The organism is Endozoicomonas sp. 8E, assembly GCF_032883915.1.
In the GTDB taxonomy this organism is placed as follows: Bacteria; Pseudomonadota; Gammaproteobacteria; order Pseudomonadales; family Endozoicomonadaceae; genus Endozoicomonas_A.
Window position 1 is genome coordinate 6889159 of sequence record NZ_CP120717.1, and the last position, 22205, is coordinate 6911363.

The 22205-nt window shown below is 49.3% G+C and carries 6 protein-coding genes; all 6 read right to left on the reverse strand.

Features of this window, described 5'->3' with window-relative positions; translation table 11 throughout:
- Positions 1 to 92: 92 nt before the first annotated feature.
- A complete protein-coding gene (locus P6910_RS24595; protein WP_317143867.1) occupies positions 93 to 4994 on the reverse strand; it encodes a hypothetical protein in 4902 nt (1633 codons plus the stop codon).
- Positions 4995 to 5204: 210 nt separating this feature from the next.
- Complete coding sequence (locus P6910_RS24600; protein ID WP_317143868.1) at positions 5205 to 10124, reverse strand: HD domain-containing protein; 4920 nt, start codon at positions 10122 to 10124, stop codon at positions 5205 to 5207.
- Between the two features lie 169 nt (positions 10125 to 10293).
- Entirely contained in the window at positions 10294 to 14667 is a 4374-nt protein-coding gene (locus P6910_RS24605; RefSeq protein WP_317143869.1) for a hypothetical protein, read from the reverse strand.
- 21 nt (positions 14668 to 14688) lie between these two features.
- Positions 14689 to 16323 carry an IS1634 family transposase gene (locus tag P6910_RS24610; RefSeq protein WP_317143870.1) on the reverse strand — a complete coding sequence of 545 codons (1635 nt, stop codon included), beginning with the start codon at positions 16321 to 16323 and terminating at the stop codon, positions 14689 to 14691.
- A 43-nt stretch (positions 16324 to 16366) separates the two neighbouring features.
- A complete protein-coding gene (locus P6910_RS24615; protein ID WP_317143871.1) occupies positions 16367 to 16936 on the reverse strand; it encodes a hypothetical protein in 570 nt (189 codons plus the stop codon).
- A gap of 184 nt (positions 16937 to 17120) precedes the next feature.
- Positions 17121 to 22037 (reverse strand): HD domain-containing protein, encoded by a 4917-nt coding sequence (locus P6910_RS24620; RefSeq protein ID WP_317143872.1) that lies wholly within the window; start codon positions 22035 to 22037, stop codon positions 17121 to 17123.
- Positions 22038 to 22205: the final 168 nt, after the last annotated feature.

Consider the following 22205-nt stretch of genomic DNA (forward strand, 5'->3'; position numbering starts at 1 on the left):
CAAAACTATAAGGGAGCCTGTTGTCTATTGGCAAAAGTGCAACATTGGAGAAGGCAGGCAGTTCAAACTCAATAATAACGGTTGCCTTTGCCCTACCTGCCAAAATGTTTCTTAAACAAGAGGTCCCACTCTTTCTGATTTTTTTTATGTTTTCTCATGTTAGCGGTATAGATTTCCTGCCACTTTTCCTCGCCGTCTTCTTTAGATAACAAATTTAAAAATTCTCTGGTTGTTGAGGGGCTAACGGCGACATCTTGATGGCGCAAACAGTGTCTGGCTATTGTTAATTGACTCTTCTTTGAGCATTGTTCCCAGAATTTATGAATATGGTCCCGGTAGTCTCTAAGGTGATATTTACAAAGCCAAGCTTTGTAAGCTTGTATTCCAGCCAGAGGCAGGGCATCTGTTTTCAGGGATGAGATTGAGTTGCTTTGTGTACTTTCGTTATTTACCTCAGGAACGGCCTTCAGGCAATGGTCATGCTCATCCACACTATTGGCATTGACGCCAAAGTCTATGTATTGATCCTTGGATTCAGGGAATAGCACAAGGTTAATAACATTTAACATCAACGCCAAAACCGCTTCCCGGGTAAAATCATTATGTTCGAGGCGATCGAGGGTACATAATTTTTCAAATAGATCACCTCGTATCGCCTTATAATTTCCTTTTTTAAGGAAGATGGTCCTGAATTCAAAATACAAATCTTTGAGATCTTTGATTGGACGATGATAGAATTCCGGATTATTCGAGAAAAAATTTATTGCATTGGCAGTACTTTTAAATTTAATGGAGAAAAGTCCATAAATAATATTACAAAGTTGCTGTGGATTAGTACTTTTAATTTCTTCAATATGTTGGGACAGAATATCCCGGCTTAAATCATCCAGCGGTGTTGAGCGGAAGCGTAGAAAATCACTTTTTCCCATCACCTCTAGCCATTGTTTCAGATTGAACTCATTGTTCTGATTAACACACGACTCATACAGGATTCGGGAAAGCCGCCGTGTACTTTCATACACCAGGCCTTTTATTTTACATTCAGGAAAAAAACGGACATTGTCCAATAGCGAGGATGAAATCCGCTTGCCTTCAAAAGAACATCCGCTGAAAAAGGCCTTTTCAATAATGGCATCGTTTAACAGATCTGTATTGAATTTACATCTCTGAAATACAGCGGATTGCAGAACTGTACCCTTCATTGAACAGCCACTGAAATCAATCTCTTTTAAACTATGCTTCAAGCCGTTCAGCTTAAGACCATCCAGGGAATCCAGCTTGCCCTCCAACAACTGTGGGTTTTTCTCAAACAGCCACTGTCTGCGCTCTTCACCACAACACTTGACGAGACCTTCGATCTCTCTGGCAACCATGCTCTTTTTGCGGGTTGACTTATGGGAACAGGACTGCTGAAAAAGCTGTTCCAGCGGGCGCCCGTCGGGCCAGTGGCTGAAGCGTTGCTTTAGTGTACCGAACAGTTGCCGCTGTTTTTCGGGAGAACTGATCTCAATTCTGTTCAACTCGTCAAGCAAAGATAAAGGGTTGGAAAAACGGGTTTCCTGCGACTTCTCGTGCTGAATCACACTTCTGTAGTCATCAGTTGACTGCGCAATGATTTTCTCATTACGGGCGAAGGACTCCAAACCAAAGAAATCCCCAAAAAATTGGCTGTGATCTCTATAAATTTGTGCATCCATACGGCCCAGTGTTGCAGAAGTGAAACGCATGTGCATGACCCTGTCATTTAAATATTCGGGATTATCCACCCGCGCCTCCATGATTCGGGAAAATGTATATTCGGTGTCGCAGTTCATCCTGCGCACCGAACCCATGTCAGCGATATGCCAAAGCGGTTTTATCCCGATCTGAGTTCGTCGTTCAAAGGAGTTCAGAGCCGCTTCATTTTTCAGGCTGATCACAATCTGTTCACTTTCCTGTTGCCGCTCTGCGCAAAAGTTTAACTCGTGCCCGGGGCAGAACTGCCTGACGGGGTTGACCTCAATGCCATGGGGCAGCCCCGGGCGGTAATACACCAGACGTCCTGCGCGAATAAGACAATGGATTTCCCAATCGAGCAATTCTTCGTCACTGAAGTTCAGCCATTCTTTAAGAAAGGCTTTTTTGCCGGTGTTTACCGGAGTATTGATATCCGCTGCCACGACACGGTTCATATCACCAAGACAGCCATGGTAGTCGGCCAGGGTGTCCAGCCATTGCTCCTCCAGGTCAAGGATATCTGGTCGCTCCCCACCAATACCCAGCTCTGCCAGCTCCCTGAACAATGCTTCAACCACCGTTTTACTGTGGCCTGGAAAGGTGAGGGTCAGTTGATTTTCAAAGCTCAGAGCTTGAGGCAGGCTGGGCGGAGAAAACAGAATACTGCCGCCTTCACAGACCGCCGATTCGAGTTCTACTGCCCAAACCGGTGGGGCGCTGAGGCGGACAGCATCCAGTTGTTTCGGACTCAAATAACTGACGCTCCGGCCTGTCAATTTGGCAAAACCGTGGCTGAATTCAGCCAGTTGCACTTTCGCTTCAACGTCTTTACCGGTTCTTGAACTGACTCTTGCAGGCAAGACCGGGACAGGCAGAGGCGTTTTGATGGCTGGCAGTTCTGCAATAATCGGCACATCGGCAGCTAACGATGCCCGGCACTTGCTAACAATGTCCCGCAGAATCATCACAGTCTTATTAATGGTCTTGCGATCTTTTCTGTGCCATCGTGTTTTATCTCTGGTTAACTGCTCCGCCATGCTGTCACAGTCATTGGCCAGGCTGGTCAGGTCACTGCGCCAGTCGCGGTAACGCTCTTTCAGGGCATGTTTGGGATCATTCAGGGTAAAGTTGGTATATTCAACCCGTCTCGCCAGACGGTGCAATCCTCGATCCAGGGCCAGGTTATCAGCCAGTTTATTGCCCGCTTCCCGGGACAATTTGAGGGTCATCCGGGTGATGGGTTGGTTATTGGCATCCAGTAACTGGCTGATACCGATCTGTCCGCCCCGGATATCCCGGCCTTTGACCGGCAGCCAACCGCCTCGGATACCCGCCGCCTCGATCGCCTTGTATTCTGCCATGGATACTCTCTCACCTGCCTCCAGGCTGTTGGGAAAGCGGGTGGTCAGCCAGGCAATGCGATCATGGATAGTCTGTCGTAACCAGCTGCGGTCACCGGGCAGAAAGCCGCTGTGTTCGATCAGCCGGTCCAGACTCTGCCAGTCAAGCTGCCGCAAGATATCTTTCAGGGTGTGGCCCAGTAAGTCATCCCCTAATTGTGCAAGAATATCGACGCAGGGGTTGTCGATTGGTAAGGAGTTCATGGGGGGTGCCTGAGGGTTCCGCAGTTTTTGCAGCAGCAAGGGCATGGAGGAAAAATCATCCGGTTTGGGGGCGGGCTCTGGTTTTTCAGGACACGGGTAGCGAGTCGCCATCCCGGCATAATCCCAGTGGAACATGACCGGTTCCCCTTCCGGGGTCAGTTCAATGCCCTCCCAGGCACCGTTCACCATATTTTCGTTACCGACAATCACATTAATCAGCAATAATCTGGCCCAGTGTTCTGAAGACAGAGAGCGCAGCGTCGCCTCGCCACCTTTGAGCATACCCTGCCATTGTTCGGGGACAGAACTGACTACATAAAAATGACCCTGCTCTTCATGGACAAAACTCTGAGGAACTTTGATGCCGAGCAGCCCGGCGAGGTTGGCCATCAGTATCTGGTTGCGGGCACTTAGCTCACAGCTCGCCGGTTTGATGGAATAAAACTGTTGGTTAACGGGGTCGTTATAAAGCCCCGCTGGCCAGCTGTTCTGGCATTCCACATAGGTAGCAGGCAGGTTCAGTTTTGCCAGGGAGAAGGATGATTTCGATGGTTCTGCCAGCTGTCCGGTATAGGGCGCAATCAACCCCCGGACAACAGCGGACTGTTCACCTGCGCTAAAGAGCTGATAACTGAAGGGCGAAGGGTGATGCTCCCACCGCTTTTTAGTGTTTTCGCACCGGCTGGCGTCACTGATACTGAAGAAATGCTCGCGGTCTGTGGGACTGACCTGCAATTTAATCGGATAATAGAGGTCACCCTGCCTGGCAATCACCTGACAGACCTCTTCGGCCAGCTGGCGCCAGTCTTGCCTCTGATAGTCATCCTGAGAGGCAGCGAAACATTCCAGTCGGTCCATGTAAAAGTATTCTCTGACCCGCATAACATCCAGCGTATCCGCGTCATGGAGCAGACTGCGCAAAGTCTGTATCGCTTCTGGCAAATGCTTGCAGCCCTGCGGATTATCCTTGTGGCAAATGGCTTCACCGCACTGCCAGGCCAGGGACTGATCCATGCCGCAGTTGCGCAGGTGTTCCCTCAGGTTGTCAGCACTGGCCCGCTCCCACTCCAGCGTATCGTCCCCATCGCCTTCACGGCCAGTGTCGTGAAACAGGCAGGTTTTGATCAGCAGGGGGATCATGTGGTCGGGAAATGCCCGCGCCAGGAGATCGCCGTGCAATTTACGCTGTTGCAGCAGGGCTACTGCCCAGATCGCCGTCCGGCAACTGTGCTGGAGACCGTGAACCTGCCGGGCAATAGCCTGTGCATGAGGCGCGATGCTGTCAGGTGAATAAGGCTGAAGCAAGGCTGTTTTCGCTACCTGAGTGGATTCGATCAACGATGGATCAATGATCGGCAATTTGGTTGTTTCGGTTTCAGCTATTTTCGGACGCTTTTTTACCGGTTCAATGGTCAGCGTTTCCTGTCCTGTCTCAATGATTTTCGGGGGAATATCAGTAGCGGTTAATTTATGCCCGGCATTGTGCCTGTCATGAATATTGTTCGCGTCAACCCACTTTGCAGAAGCAACATCCGTGGGCATTAACTCTTCACTTATACTCACTTTTCTGGCAAAAGCATTGCCTGTCTTATCAATATTTTCAGATAACCTTGAGTCGTCAAAAGGTGCCTGTTCTCTTGTTCCACCTAATGTGTTACTGGGGAGCAAATCCATTTTTTTAGCCCTCACTACTGTCCTTGTAATACTGACCTTCTTGAGTCATACAGAAGCCATTAAAGATTAGACAGTTTATCCAGTCAGTTAGTTCCATCTATTCTGTGAAGACCGGGCAAAACTATGAGATTGGCTCCACACCGGCCGAATGGCAACATCACCTTGGATATTGTTAAAAATGCCACATTGAGGAGGGCAGGCAATTCAAACTCAATAAAACCTGTTGTTTTTGTCCCACTCTCGAAAATGTCCCGAAAGCAAGCGATTCCACTCATCCTCATTTTTTTTATGTTTACCCATGTTAGCGAGATAGATTTCCAGCCAATATTGCTTGTCGTGGTCTTGAGACAACAAATCTGCAAATTGCTTAGTTGTTCTGGGGCTAACGGCAACATTTTGATGACGCAAACAGTGTTTGGCTATTGTTAATTGACTCTTTTCTGAGCATTCTTTCCAGAACCGATGAATACGGTTCCGGTATTCTTTAAGGTGAGATTCACAAAGAAAAGCTTTATAACGTTGCATTTCAACCATAGGCAGGCCATCTGTATTGCTTTGTGTACTTTCGCTACCTGACTCAGTAATGGCCTTCAAGCAACCGTCATGCTCATCCGCACTGTTGGCATTGACGTCAAAGTCTATGTATTGATCATTGGATTCAGGAAACAGAACAAGGTTAATAACATTTAACATAAGCGCCAAAAGTGCTTCCCGGGAAAAATCTTTGCCTGGCCCATAATCGGACCTGAAAAATTCATCAAATGGATGACCTAATTTCCCTACACCAGAATATCCTACTTTCAGGAAGACGGTTCTGAAATCAAAATAAAAATCTTTGAGATCTTTTATTTTGTGATCATAGAATCCAGGATTATTCCTGACAAAATTTATCGCATTGGCAGCATTTTGAAAATCAATGAAAAAAAGTCCAGAAATGATTTTACAAAGTTGCTCTGGATACGTTCTGGAAATTTCATCCATATGTTGAGACAGAATATCCCGGGTTAAATCATCCAGCGGTGCAGAACCCCATTGTAGACAACTACTTTTAAGCATCACCTTCAGCCATTGCTCCAGATTAAACGCATTGTGCTGATTAACACACGACTGATATAAGATCCGGGAAAGCTGGTTTGTTCTTTCAGACACCTGGCCATCTGTCCCACTTTCAGGGTTAAAACGGACATTGTCTAATATCGATGATGAAAACCGCTTACCCTCAAAAGAACATTTGGTGAAAAAGCAACCTTCAACAATGGCTCTGTTTAACAGCTCTGTATTGAATTTACATTTTCGAAATAGAAAGGATTGCAACACTGTGTCATTCATTGAACAGCCGCTGCAATCAATCCCTTCGAGAACATTCAACCTCCCATCCAGATTAAAGCCATCCAGGGAATCCAGCTTGCCCTTCAACAGTTGTGGGTTTTGCTCAAACAACAACTGTATGCGCTCTTCGCCGCAAGCCTTGACGAGACTTTTGATGCTTTCGTCAAACTGACTGCCTTTACGGGTTATCTCATGATAAAAGACTGACCAGGATTGCCGAAAAAGCTTTTCCAGCGGGCGCCCGTCGGGCCAGTGGCTGAAGCGTTTCTTTAGAATATAAATTAATTGACGTGTATCTTCGGGAGAACTGATGTCAAGCAGGTTCAACTCGTCAAACAGGGACAGAGGGTTGGAAAAACGAGTCTCCTGTGGATTAGCTGGATTATTGTGCTGAACCAAACTCTGGTAGTCAGAGGTTGACTGCTTAATGATTTTCTCATTACGAGCAAAGGCGTCCAAACCGAGGGCCCCATTAAACTGACATTGATCATCATAAATTTCTGCATCCATACGGCCGAGTGTTTCAGAAGTCAATTTCATACACACGACCCCAGCTTCATAAATCCGCTCTGAATAATCCGCCAGCTCGTCGTCCTCGATGATTCGGGTAAATGCATAACCGGTGTCGCATTTCATCCTGCGCAATGAAGCGACGGGATGGATATGCCAAGTGGGTTCCATCCCGATCTGAGTACGTCGTTCAAAGGAACTCAGGGTAGCGTCATTTTTCAGGCTATTGATCACAAATTGTTCTTCATTTCCTTGTCGATCTGCACAAAATTTTATATCGTGCGCGGGGCAGAACTTTCTGGCTGGGGTTGCCGAAATGCCTTGGGGCGACCCCGGACGTAATTGCACCCAACGTCCTGCGCGAGTACGAGAATGGATTTCCCAGGTCAGTTGTTCGTCACTGAAGTTCAGCAATTCTCTAAGAAACGCTTTTTTGCCGATGTTTACCGGCGTATATAGATCCGCTGCCACGGCAAGATTCATATCACCAAGGCAGCCATGGCAGTCAGCCAGGGCGTCCAGCCACTGCTCCTCCAGGTCGCTGGTATCCGGCCGCTCTCCGTCAATGCCCAGCCCTGCCAGCTCCCTGAACAATGCTTCAACCACTGTTTTACTGTGTCCCTCAAAGGTGAGGGTCAGTTGATTTTCAAAGCTCAGGGCTTCAGGCAGGTTCGGAGGAGAAAACACAATACTGCCGCCTTCACAGACCACCGATTCGAGTTCAACGGCTCGTACCGGTGAGGCACTCAGGTGGGTAAACTTCAGCTGTTCCGGACTCAAATAACTGACCTTCTGGCCTGTCAATTTGGCAAAACCGTGGCTGAATTCAGCCAGTTCTACTTTCGCTTCAACCTCTTCGCCAATTCTTGAACTGACTCGTGCAGGAAAGACAGGGGCGGGCAGTGGCGTTTTAATGGCTGGCAGTTTTGCAATGGACGGCCGGTCGGCGGCTAACGACGCCCGGCAATTGTTAGCAATGTCCTGCAGAATCGTCACGGTGTTATCAATAGTATGCTGGTTCTTTGCGTGCCATCGTGTTTTATCTCCGGTTAACTGCTCTGCCAGACCGTCACAGTCTTTGGCCAGGCTGGTCAGGTCACTGCGCCAGTCGCGGTAATCGTCATTCAGGCGACAGTGGATATATTTAACCCGGCTGGCCAGACGGTGCAATCCCCGCTCCAGGGCGAGGTTATCAGCCAGTTTATTGCCCGCCTCCCGGGACAACTTGAGGGTCATCCGGGTGATGGGTTGGCCATTGGCATCCAGTAACTGACTGATACCGATCTGCCCGCCCCGGATATCCCGGCCTTTGACCGGCAACCAACCGCCGCGGATACCCGCCGCCTCTATCGCCTTGTATTCCGCCATGGATACTCTCTCACCTGCCTCCAGGCTGTTGGGAAAGCGGGTGGTCAGCCAGGCAATACGATCGTGAAGGGTCTGTCGTAACCAGCTGCGGTCACCGGGCAGAAAACCACTGTGTTCGATCTGCCGGTCCAGGGCCTGCCAGTCAACCTGACGCAAGATATCTTTCAGGGTGTGGCCCAGTAAGTCATCCTCTAATTGTGCAAGAATATCGATGCAGGGGTTATAGATCGGGAACGAGTTCATGGAGGGCGCCTGAGGGTTCCTCAGTTTTTGCAGCAGCAGGGGCATGGAGGAAAAATCATCCGGTTTCGAGGCGGGCTCTGGTTTTTCAGGAGACGGATAGCGGGTCGCCATCCCGGCATAATCCCAGTGGAATATGACCGGCTCCCCTTCCGGGGTCAGTTCAATGCCCTCCCAGGCACTGTTCACCATACTTTCGTTACCGACAATCACATTAATCAGCAATAATCTGGCCCAATGTTCTGGAGACAGAGAGCGCAGCGTCGCCTCGCCGCCTTTGAGCTTACCCTGCCATTGTTTGGGAACAGAACTGACTACATAAAAATGGCCCTGCTCTTCATGGACAAAACTCTGAGGTACTTTGATGCCCAGTAGCCCGGCGAGGTTGGCCATCAGTAGCTGGTTGCGGGCACTTAGCTCACAGCTCGCCGGTTTGATGGAATAAACCTGTTGGCTGACGGGGTCGGTGTAAAAACCCGCTGACAAGGTGCTGCCTTGGCATTCTTCCATGGCAGCAACTTGCGGGGTCAGTTTTGCCAGGGAGAAAGACGATACCGGTGGTTCTGTCAGCTGTCCGGTATAGGGCGTAATCAACTCCCGGACAACACCGGACTGTTCACCAACACTAAACAGCTGATAACTGAAGGGCGAAGGATGGTGCTCCCACTGCTTTTTAGTGTTTTCACACAGGCTGGCGTCACCGATGCTGAAGAAATGTTCGCAGTTTGCATCACTGTCCTGCAACTTGATCGGATACCAGAGGTCACCCTGCCTGGCAATCACCCGGCAGACCTCTTCGGCCAGCAGGCGCCATTCTAGCCTCAGGTAATCATCCTGACAGGCAGCAAAACACTCCAGCCGATCCATGTAAAAGCATCCTCTGACCCGCATGACATCGAGCGTATCGGCGTCATGGAGCAGGCTGCGCAGGGTCTGTATCACCTCCGGCAGATGTTCGCAGCCCTTCGGGTTATCCTTGTGGCAAATGGCTTCACCACACTGCCAGGCCAGGGACTGATCCACGCCGAAGTTGCGCAGGTGTTCCCTCAGGTTGTCAGCACTGGCCTGCTCCCACTCGGGCGTATCGTTCCCATCGCCTTCACGACCAGTGTCGTGAAACAGGCAGGTTTTAATCAGCAGGGGTACCATATGGTCGGGAAATGCCCGCGCCTGTGGGTCGCCGTGCTGTTTACGCAGTTCCAACAGGGCTACAGCCCAGATTGCTGCCCGACAACTGTGCTGGACACCGTGAACCTCACGGGCAATGGTCCCGGCAGGCGGTGAGATGTGTGATGGGCGATAAGGCTGAAGCAAGGCTGTTTTCGCTACCTGGGTGGATTCAATCAACGATGAATCAATGACCGGCCAATGGGCTGCTTCGGTTGCAGCTATTTTCAGACGTTTTTTTGCCGGTTCAATGGTCAGCGTTTCCAGCCCTGTCTCAATGATTTTCGGGGGAATATCAGTAGCGGCCAGTTTGTGCCCCGCCTTGTGCCAGAAATCGTTATTGTCCGCGTCAACCCACTTTGCAGAAGCAACTTCCGTGGGCATTAACTCTCCACTTATACTCACTTTTCTGGCAAAAGCGGTGCCTGTCTTATCAATACTTTCAGATAACCTTGAGTCGTCAAAAGGCACCTGTTCTCTTGTTCCACCTATTGTGTTACCGGGGAGCAAATCCATTTTTTTAGCCCTCACTACTGTCCTTGTAATACTGACCTTTTTGAGTCAAACCGAATCCATTAAAGCTTGGACAGTTTATCCAGTCAGTTAGTTCCATCCATTCTGTGAAGATTGGGAAAAACTATAAAAATACCTGTCGAATGGCAGGAGGAGGGCAGCCAATTTGAACTCAATAAAGTTTCTTGTCTTTGCTCCATTCCCCAATTTCTTCCACAAGCATCGGACGCCACTCTTCCTCAATTTTTATATGTTTTTCCATGTTAACAAGATAGATTTTCAGCCAATTTTTCCCGTCGTGTTCTTTAGACACCACATTTAAAAACTCCCTGGTTGTTAAAGGACTCACGATAACATTTTGATGAAGCAAACAGTGTTTGGCTATTGTTAATTGGCTCTTTTCTGAGCATTCTTCCCAGAATTGATGAATATACTCCCGGTACTCTTTAAGGCGAAACATACAAAGACGAGCTTTGTAATTTTGCATTTTAACAAGAGCCAGGTCATCCGTGTTGTTTTGTGCACTTTCACTATTTACCTCAGGAATGGCCTTCAGGCAATCGTCATCCGCGCTATTGGTATTGACGCCAAAGTCTATGTATTGATCATTGGATTCAGGAAACAGAAGAAGGTTAATAATATTTAACATCAACGCCAAAACCGCTTCCCGGGAAAAATCATTGCGCTCGACACTATGGAGAGGAAATAGTCTTGCAAATGGATCATCTGCACACACATAATAAGGTCCTTCTTTCAGGAAGTTGGTTCTGAACTCAAAATACACATATTTGAAATCTTTGATTTTACGAATATAGAATTCCGGGTTATTTTCAACAAAACTTATTGCATTGGCAATATTTTTAAAATCAATGGATAAAACTCCATAAATAATATCAGAAAGTTGCTGTGGATAACTTCTTTTAATTTCTTCAATATTTTGGGATAGAATATCCCGGCTCAAATCATCCAGTGGCGTTGAGTCGAAGCGCAGACAATGACTTTTCCCCATCACCTTCAGCCATTGTTTCAGATTGAACTCATTGTGCTGATTAACACACGATTGATACAGGATTCGGGAAAGTCGGCGTGTACTTTCATATACCCGGCCATACCTATCACTTTCAACGTGAAAATAGGCATTGTCTAATATCGATGATGAAAACCGTTGACCATTAAAAGAACATTTGAAGAAACTGCACTTTTCAATAATGGCACTGTTTAACAGCTCTGTATTGAATTTACACTTCTCAAATGTAACGGATTGCAACACTGTGCCGTTCATTGAACAGCCTCTGAAATCAATCCTTTCTATCCAAGCACTGCCCTTCAGCTTAAGACCATCCAGGGAATCCAACTTTCCCTCCAACAGTTTTGGGTTTTGCTCAATCAGCGACTGAATGCCCTTTTCACCACAAACCTTGACGAGACTTTTGATGCCTTTGTCAAACTCGCTGCCTTTACAGGTTATCTCATGGTAAAGGACTGACCAGGATTGCCGAAAAAGCTGTTCCAGCGGGCGCCCGTCGGGCCAGTGGCTGAAGCGTTTCTTTAGAATATAAAATAATTGCCGTGTATCTTCGGGAGAACTGATATCAAGCAGGTTCAACTCGTCAAACAGGGACAGAGGGTTGGAAAAACGAGTCTCCTGTGGATTAGCCGGATTATTGTGCTGAATCAAACTCTGGTAGTCAGAGGTTGACTGCTTAATGATTTTCTCATTACGAGCAAAGGCGTCCAAACCGAGGGCCTCATTAAACTGACATTGATTATCATAAACTTCTGCATCCATACGGCCGAGTGTTTCAGAAGTCAATTTCATACACACGACCCCAGCTTCATAAATCCGCTCTGAATAATCCGCCAGCTCGTCGTCCTCGATGATTCGGGTAAATGCATAACCGGTGTCGCATTTCATCCTGCGCAATGAAGCGATGGGATGGATATGCCAAGTGGGTTCCATCCCGATCTGAGTACGTCGTTCAAAGGAGCTCAGGGTAGCGTCATTTTTCAGGCTATTGATCACAAATTGTTTTTCGTTTCCTTGTCGATCTGCACAAAATTTTATATCGTGCGCGGGGCAGAACTTTCTGGCTGGGGTTGCCGAAATGCCTTGGGGCGACCCCGGACGTAATTGCACCCAACGTCCTGCGCGAATACGAGAATGGATTTCCCAGGTCAGTTGTTCGTCACTGAAGTTCAGCAATTCTCTAAGAAACGCTTTTTTGCCGATGTTTACCGGCGTATTGAGATCCGCTGCCACGGCAAGGTTCATATCACCAAGGCAGCCATGGCAGTCAGCCAGGGCGTCCAGCCATTGCTCCTCCAGGTCGGTGGTATCCGGCCGCTCTCCGTCAATGCCCAGCCCTGCCAGCTCCCTGAACAATGCCTCAACCACTGTTTTACTGTGTCCCCCAAAGGTGAGGGTCAGTTGATTTTCAAAGCTCAGGGCTTCAGGCTGGTTCGGAGGAGAAAACACAATACTGCCGCCTTCACAGACGACCGATTCAAGTTCAACGGCTCGTACCGGTGAGGCACTCAGGTGGGTAACCTCCAGTTGTTCCGGACTCAAATAACTGACCTTCTGGCCTGTCAATTTGGCAAAACCGTGGCTGAATTCAGCCAGTTCTACTTTCGCTTCAACCTCTTCGCCAATTCTTGAACTGACTCGTGCAGGAAAGACAGGGGCGGGCAGTGGCGTTTTAATGGCTGGCAGTTTTGCAATGGACGGCCGGTCGGCGGCTAACGACGCCCGGCACTTGTTAGCAATGTCCTGCAGAATCGTCACGGTGTTATCAATAGTATGCTGGTTCTTTGCGTGCCATCGTGTTTTATCTCCGGTTAACTGCTCCGCCAGACCGTCACAGTCCTTGGCCAGGCTGGTCAGGTCACTGCGCCAGTCGCGGTAATCGTCATTCAGGCGACAGTGGGTATATTTAACCCGGCTGGCCAGACGGTGCAATCCCCGCTCCAGGGCCAGGTTATCAGCCAGTTTATTGCCCGCTTCCCGGGACAACTTCAGGGTCATCCGGGTAATGGGTTGGTCATTGGCATCCAGTAACTGGCTGATACCGATCTGCCCGCCCCGGATATCCCGGCCTTTGACCGGCAGCCAACCACCACGGATACCCGCCGCCTCTATCGCCTTGTATTCCGCCATGGATACCCTCTCGCCTGCCTCCAGGCTGTTGGGAAAGCGAGTGGTCAGCCAGGCAATGCGATCATGAATAGTCTGCCGTAACCAGCTGCGGTCACCGGGCAGAAAACCGCTGTGTTCGATCAGCCGGTCCAGGGCCTGCCAGTCAACCTGCCGCAAGATATCTTTCAGGGTGTGGCCCAGTAAGTCATCCTCTAATTGCGCAAGGATATCGACGCAGGGGTTGTCGATTGGCAACGAGTTCATGGGGGGTGCCTGAGGGTTCCGCAGCTTTTGCAGCAGCACGGGCATGGAGGAAAAATCATCCGGCTTGGGGTCAGGCTCTGGTTTCTCCGGGCACGGGTAGCGAGTTGCCATCCCGGCATAATCCCAGTGGAACATGACCGGCTCCCCTTCCGGGGTCAGTTCAATGCCCTCCCAGGCACTGTTCACCATATTTTCGTTACCGACCATCACATTGATCAGCATTAATCTGGCCCACTGTTCTGGAGACAGAGAGCGCAGCGTCGCCTCCCCGCCTTTGAGCTTATCCTGCCATTGTTTGGGGACAGGGCTGACCACATAAAAATGACCCTCTTCCTGATGGACAAAGCTCTCAGGTACTCTGATGCCCAGCAGCCCGGCGAGGTTGGCCATCAGTAGCTGGTTGCGGGCACTTAGTTCACAGCTCGCCGGTTTGATGGAATAAACCTGTTGGCTGACGAGGTCGGTGTAAAGGCCCGCTGACAAGGTGCTGCTTTGGCATTCTTCCATGGCAGCAGCTTGCGGGGTCAGTTTTGCCAGGGAGAAAGACGATACCAGTGGTTCTGCCAGCTGCCCGGTATAAGGCGTAATCAACTCCCGGACAACACCGGACTGTTCACCTATGCTAAACAGCTGATAACTGAAGGGCGAAGGGTGGTGCTCCCACTGCTTTTTAGTGTTTTCACACAGGCTGGCGTCACCGATGCTGAAGAAATGTTCGTGGCTGGCATTGCTGTCCTGCAACTTGATCGGGTACCAGAGGTCACCCTGTCTGGCAATCACCTGGCAGACCTCTTCGGCCAGCAGGCGCCAGTCTTGCCTCTGCTGATCATCCTGACAGGCCGCAAAACACTCCAGCCGATCCATATAAAAGCATCCTCTGACCCGCATAACATCCAGCGTATCCGCGTCATGGAGCAGACTGCGCAGGGTCTGTATCGTCTCTGGCAGATGTTCGCAGCCCTCCGGGTTATCCTTGTGGCAAATGGCTTCACCACACTGCCAGGCCAGGGACTGATCCACGCCGAAGTTGCGCAGGTGTTCCCTCAGGTTGTCAGCACTGGCCCGCTCCCACTCGGGCGTATCGTTCCCATCGCCTTCACGACCAGTGTCGTGAAACAGGCAGGTTTTAATCAGCAGGGGTACCATATCCGCCTTTCACCACCCCTATCAGGAATACATGGACTCGTAAAAAATGCCCAAAATTTGAATGATCGTCCACTGCCTTTCCTTCAAGCCAATCACATGCTCCTCCTGATTATTGACCGTTAATACACTAAGCCCCTGGAAACAGAAAAATACCCATCTTGCTGTTGGGTTCTGGCAGGGCTTTTTTTTCTGGTCTGGAAATACACGACTTTGCTTTTTCAGTTCCTGCCTGATTCTGTGCTGGATAGCAGCATAGACCATCAGGCATAGAGTCATCACCATTAACAGGGCTTCAATACGTTCCGCTTTCTTCAGATAGAGCGAAGATACCAGAAAGTCCGGGCTCTTCAGGAACCGAAAGCCGCCTTCAACTTTTTGTTGCGACTTATAAGTAGACAGCAGCTCAGAGGCATTCAAACTATTTTTATCCAGTTCATTGGTGCTTAGGATAAAACAACCCAGTGAGGCTTCTGCATGCTCCCTTTTCTCGCAGGAAACAAAGCATTCAGCCTGCACAAAGTACTCGAAGTGATCAGGCTTGCTATCCGGCGATGGTCTTCCTTTGCCCGAATAGCAGGGTTTACGGATAACCTCTGGCTCTGTTTCGCTTTGGCAAAGTTTCGATTGTTTCTGCCACAAGGCAAAAGCCTTCAATGCATCGTCCCGGCACAAAAAGGCCTTTTTGCTCAGCTTCTCCAGATCACGGGCCTCTTTCAGTGACTGCTTTTGCATCTTTCGGGTCAATGTTTTCCGTTCACTAAGCCCGCGCTTTTTGTTGAGAAACAGGAACCATCGTTGCTGAACCCCTCCGTAGCAGGAAGGCACTTCAGCTGAGTAGTAATCTTCATAGCCTTCAACAGGCACCAGCGACATGGTTGGCGCTTTGCAGACCAGCTCCTTTGCCTCCTTGATGTTCAGGGGCACCCGGGAGATAAACAGCGGCTTTTGCTCATCAAGCAACTGAAGGGTTTCTGCAACATACATGGCAGCATCAGCAACCAGATAGCGGCTATTCAAAGCGGCCTTAAAACATGACAGATGATTTTTGATAATTTCCTGAAAACAGGTTTTGTCGTTTACATTACCGCTGGCAGGGGCCATAAACACAGGGATGCCCGCCTGATTTTCAGTCATTAACTGCAAGACTACCTGATTCAGGTCAGGCCGGTGGTCACGGCTGTAACCTTGGCAGATATGAATACAATTTAAGTCGTCTGGATTGTCATGACTGTTATAGACTCCATCCACATGAAAGCTGGTGCCATCCAGATTTAATGCCTTGCAAGGAAGTTTCAGATGATTGACGACCTTGACGGCCAGATTGAGATACAAGTCGCTAACACCAGCGTCGTACAAACTGTCGAGAGCCCGACCAAGTACCTTGTCGTTCAAGTGTTCAGCCTGTATACCTTCCCCGATAAGGCGGTCAATCGGCTTATCCTCAAAAAACTCAGGGAGCATGTACAGAGTTTGCCCCGTAAAGCCCAAGCCATTGATGATCATTGCAACTACAGCTTGTCCAATAGTGACATTACGAACATCGGAGTCATTTGTGATACGGGCATCAATGTATTCGGCTATCTTTAACTCCCGACACATAGCGGCAACCAAGCCAAGGTGGTTGAGGTTCTTAGACTGGTATTGAGCTTGAGGCATGTTGGTGTACCTGAATGTCTGTTTATTTCTTTGACAACAGATTTTAGGCAAATATCAATCGGTGTGGTGAAAGGCAGATATGGTCGGGAAATGCCCGCGCCTGTGGGTCGCCGTGCTGTTTACGCAGTTCCAACAGGGCTACAGCCCAGATTGCTGCCCGACAACTGTGCTGGAGACCGTGAACCTCACGGGCAATGGTCCCGGCAGGCGGTGAGATGTGTGATGGGCGATAAGGCTGAAGCAAGGCTGTTTTCGCTACCTGAGTGGACTCAATCAACGATGGATCAATGACCGGCCAATGGGCTGTTTCGGTTGCAGCTATTTTCGGACGTTTTCTTACCGGTTCAATGGTCAGCGTTTCCAGCCCTGTCTCAATGATTTTCGGGGCAATATCAGTGGCGGCTACTTGATGCCCTGCCATGTGCCTGTAATGAATATTGGTTGCCTCATCCCCCTTTGCAGAAGCAACATCGGGGAGCATTACTTTTTTACTTTTACTCACTTTTCTGGCAGAAGCGATGCCTGTCTTATCATTTTCAGACAAACTAACGGGGCCGACAAAAGCTCCCTGTTCACTTATTTCACCTACTGTTTTAATGCGGAGCGAATCCATTTTTTTAGCCCTCACTACAGTCCTTGTAATACTGATCTTTTTGAGTCAGACCGAATCGATTACAGTTTGGACAGTTTATCCAATAATTAGTTCCATCCATTCTGTGAAGACTGGGCAAAACTATGAGATTGGCTCCTAAACTGCCGAATGGCAGGAGGTGTTGAGGAGGGCAGGCAATTCGAACTCAATAAAATCTGGGGGGTTTGGCCCATTCCCCAAATTCGTCCACAAGCAACGAAGCCCACTCTTTATGAATTTTTATATGTTTTTCCATGTTAGCGCTATAGAGCTCCAGCCAATTTTCCACATCCTGACCTTTACACAACAATGCTATAAATTCCCTGGTTGTTGAGGGGCTAACGACAACATTTTGATGAAGCAAACAGTGTTTGGCTATTGTTAATTGACTCTTTTCTGAGCATTCTTCCCAGAATTGATGAATACAGTCCCGGTATTTTTCAAGGTAACTCTTACAAAGCAAAGCCTTGTAAACTCGCATTTCAACCAGAGGCAGGTCATCCGTATTGCTTTGTGTACTTCCTCTGCTTACCTCAGGAATGGCCTTCAAGCAATGGTCATGCTCATCCGCGCTCTTGGCACTGACGCCAAAGTCTATATATTGATCATTAGATTCCGGGAATAGAACGAGGTTAATAACATTTAACATCAACGCCAAAACCGCTTCCTGGGAAAAGTCACTGTGTTTGACGAGATAGAGTTTAAATAATTTTTCAAATGGATCATCTCGCACCCCCTTATAATTTCCTTTTTTCAGGAATACGGTTCTGAACTCAAAATACAAATCTTTGAGATCTTTTATTTTGCGATCATAGAATTCCCGATTACTCCTGATAAAATTTATTGCATTGTCAGTATTTTTAAAGTCAATGGAAAAAAGCCCATAAATAATATGACAAAGTTGCTGTGGATACGTTGTGATAATTTCTTCAATATGTTGGGAGAGAATATCCCGGCTTAAATCATCCAGCGGTGCTGAGCCGAGGCATAGACAATAACTTTTGCCCATCGCTTCCAGCCATTGTTTCAGATTGAACTCATTGTGCTCATTAACACACGACTGATACAGGATTCGGGAAAGCTGGTGTGTGCTTTCATATACCGAGCCATCCTGATCATTTTCAACGTGAAAACAGGCATTGTCTAATATCGATGATGAAAACCGCTTACCTTCAAAAAAACATTTGACGAAAAAGCCATCTTTAACATTGGCACTGTTTAACAGCTCTGTATTGAATTTACACTTCTCAAATGAAACAGATTGCAACACTGTGCCGTTCATTGAACAGCCTCTGAAATCAATCCTTTTTATTCTAGGCCAACCATTCAGCTTAAGGCCATCCAGGGAATCCAGCCTGCCCTTCAACAGTTGTGGGTTTTGCTCAAACAACAACTGTAAGCGCTCTTCACCACAAACCCTGACGAGACTTTTAATGCTTTCGTCAAACTGGCTGCCTTTACAGGTTATCTCATGGTAAAGGGCTGACCAGGACTGCCGAAAAAGCTGCTCCAGCGGGCGCCCGTCGGGCCAGTGGCTGAAGCGCTTCTTCAAAGTAGACAACAACTGGCGTTTTTTTTCGGGAGAACTGATCTCAAGTAGTTTCAACTCATCAAACAAGGACAGAGGATTGGAAAAACGAGTCTCCTGTGATTGACTTGGATCATTGCCCTCAATCAGACTGCGGTAGTCGTGTGTTGACTGTGCAATGATTTTCTCATTACGGGCGAAGGCGTCCAAACCAATGGCCCCTGTAAACTGGCATTGAGTGGCATAAATTTCTGCATCCATCCGGCCGAGTGTTTCAGAAGTCAATTCCATACAGATGACCCCTTCTTCATAAAGCCGCCTGGAATAATCTGCCAATTCCCTGTTCTCCATGACTCGGGTGAATGCATATTCAGTGTCGCATTTCATCCTGCTTACCGAAGCTTTGGCAAGGATATGCCAGGCAGGTTTCATCCCGATCTGAGTACGCCGTTCATAGGAGCTCAGGGTAGCTTCATTTTCCAGGCTTTTGATCACAAATTGATCATCGTTTTCTTCCTGCTCAGCACAAAAGTTTATATCGTGCCCGGAGCAGAACTTTCCGGCGGGGTTTGCCGAAATGCCATGGGGCAACCCCGGGCGGTATTTCACCCAACGTCCTGCGCGAATACGAGAATGGATTTCCCAATCAAGCCATTTTTCGTCACTGAAGTTCAGCAATTCTTTAAGAAATGCTTTTTTGCCGATGTTTACCGGAGTATTGATATCCGCTGCCACGGCAAGGTTCATATCGCCAAGACAGCCATGGTAGTGGGAGAGAGCGTCCAGCCACTGCTCTTCCAGGTCAAGGGTATCTGGTCGCTCAGCACCAATACCCAGCTCTGCCAGTTCCCTGAACAATGCTTCAACCACCGTTTTGCTGTGTCCCCCAAAGGTGAGGGTCAGTTGATTTTCAAAGCTGAGGGCTTCAGGCAGCTTCGGAGGAGAAAACAGAATACTGCCCCCTTCACAGACCGCCGATTCGAGTACAACTGCCCGAACCGGTTGGGCGGTCAGGCGGGCAGCCTTCAGTTGTTTCGGACTCAGGTAACTGACGCTCTGGCCTGTCAGTTTGGCAAAACCATGGCTGAATTCAGCCAGTTCTACTTTCGCTTCAACTTCTTTGCTGGTTCTTGAACTGACACGTGCTGGTAAGGCCGGGAAAGGCAGAGGCGTTTCGATGGCTGGCAGTTTTGCAATGGCCGGCCGGTCGGCGGCTAACGACGCCCGGCACTTGTTAGCAATGTCCCGCAGAATCATCACGGTGTTATCAATGGTATCGTGATCCCTTTCGTGCCATCGTGTTTTATCTCTGGTTAACTGGTCCGCCACGCCGTTGGAGTCTTTGGCCAGGCTAATCAGGTCGCTGCGCCAGTCGCGGTAACGGTCATTCAGGCGATGGTGGGTATATTTAACTCTGCTGGCCAGACGGTGCAATTTCCGTTCCAGGGCCAGGTTATCCGCCAGTTTGTTGCTGGCTTCCCGGGACAACTTGAGGGTCATCCGGGTGATAGGCTGGCCATTGGCATCCAGTAACTGGCTGATACCGATCTGCCCGCCGCGAACATCCCGGCCTTTGACCGGCAGCCAACCGCCACGAATACCCGCCGCCTCTATCGCCTTGTATTCCGCCATGGATACCCTCTCACCTGCCTCCAGGCTGTTGGGAAAGCGAGTGGTCAGCCAGGCAATACGATCGTGAAGGGTCTGTCGTAACCAGCTGCGGTCACCGGGCAGAAAACCGCTTTGTTCGATCAGCCGGTCCAGCGCCTGCCAGTCAACCTGCCGCAAGATATCTTTCAGGGTATGGCCCAGTAAGTCATCCTCTAAGTGTGCAAGAATATCGACGCAGGGGTTGTCGATCGGCAACGAGTTCATCGGGGGTGCCTGAGGGTTCCGCAGTTTTTGCAGCAGCACGGGCATGGAGGAAAAATCATCCGGCTTGGGGTCAGGCTCTGCTTTTTCAGGACACGGGTAGCGAGTTGCCATCCCGGCATAATCCCAGTGGAATATGACCGGCTCCCCTTCCGGGGTCAGTTCAATGCCCTCCCAGGCACTGTTCACCATATTTTCGTTACCGACAATCACATTGATCAGCAATAATCTGGCCCACTGTTCTGGAGACAGAGAGCGCAGCGTCGCCTCGCCGCCTTTGAGCTTACCCTGCCATTGTTTGGGGACAGGGCTGACCACATAAAAATGACCCTCTTCCTGATGGACAAAACTCTCAGGTACTCTGATGCCCAGCAGCCCGGCGAGGTTGGCCATCAGTAGCTGGTTGCGGGCACTTAGTTCACAGCTCGCCGGTTTGATGGAATAAACCTGTTGGCTGACGGGGTCGGTGTAAAGCCCCGCTGACAAGGTGCTGCTTTGGCATTCTTCCATGGCAGCAGCTTGCGGGGTCAGTTTTGCCAGGGAGAAAGACGATACCGGTGGTTCTGTCAGCTGTCCGGTATAGGGCGTAATCAACTCCCGGACAACACCGGACTGTTCACCAACGCTAAACAGCTGATAACTGAAGGGCGAAGGATGGTGCTCCCACTGCTTTTTAGTGTTTTCACACAGGCTGGCGTCACCGATGCTGAAGAAATGTTCGTGGCTGGCATTGCTGTCCTGCAACTTGATCGGGTACCAGAGGTCACCCTGCCTGGCAATCACCCGGCAGACCTCTTCGGCCAGCAGGCGCCAGTCTTGCCTCTGCTGATCATCCTGACAGGCCGCAAAACACTCCAGCCGATCCATATAAAAGCATCCTCTGACCCGCATAACATCCAGCGTATCCGCGTCATGGAGCAGACTGCGCAGGGTCTGTATCGTCTCTGGCAGATGTTCGCAGCCCTCCGGGTTATCCTTGTGGCAAATGGCTTCACCACACTGCCAGGCCAGGGACTGATCCACGCCGAAGTTGCGCAGGTGTTCCCTCAGGTTGTCAGCACTGGCCCGCTCCCACTCCAGCGTATCGTCTCCATCGCCTTCACGACCAGTGTCGTGAAACAGGCAGGTTTTAATCAGCAGGGGTATCATGTCGTCGGGAAATGCCCGCGCCAGGCGATCGCCGTGCAGTTTACGCAGTTCCAACAGGGCTACAGCCCAGATTGCTGCCCGACAACTGTGCTGGAGACCATGAACCTCACGGGCAATGGTCCCGGCAGGCGGTGAGATGTGTGATGGGCGATAAGGCTGAAGCAAGGCTGTTTTCGCTACCTGAGTGGACTCAATCAACGATGGATCAATGACCGGCCAATGGGCTGTTTCGGTTGCAGCTATTTTCGGACGTTTTTTTACCGGTTCAATGGTCAGCGTTTCCAGCCCTGTCTCAATTATTTTTGGGGGAATATCAGTGGCGGCTACTTCCTGCCCGACATTTCGCATGCAATGAATATTGGCTGCCTCATCCCGCTTTGCAGAAGCAACATCCGTGGACATTAACTCTCTACTTATACTCACTTTTCTGGCAAAAGCGGTGCCTGTCTTATCAATATTTTCAGATAAACTTGAGCCGGCAAAAGGCCCCTCTTCTCTTGTTCCACCTACTGTTTTACTGAGGAGCGAATCCATTTTTTTAGCCCTCACTACTGTCCTTGTAATATTGACCTTCTTGAGTCAAACCGAATCCATTGAAACTTAGACAGTTTATCCAGTCAGTTAGTTCCATCCATTCTGTGAAGACTGGGCAAAACTGTGAGATTGGCTCCATACCTGCCGAATCACAACATCACCTTGTCT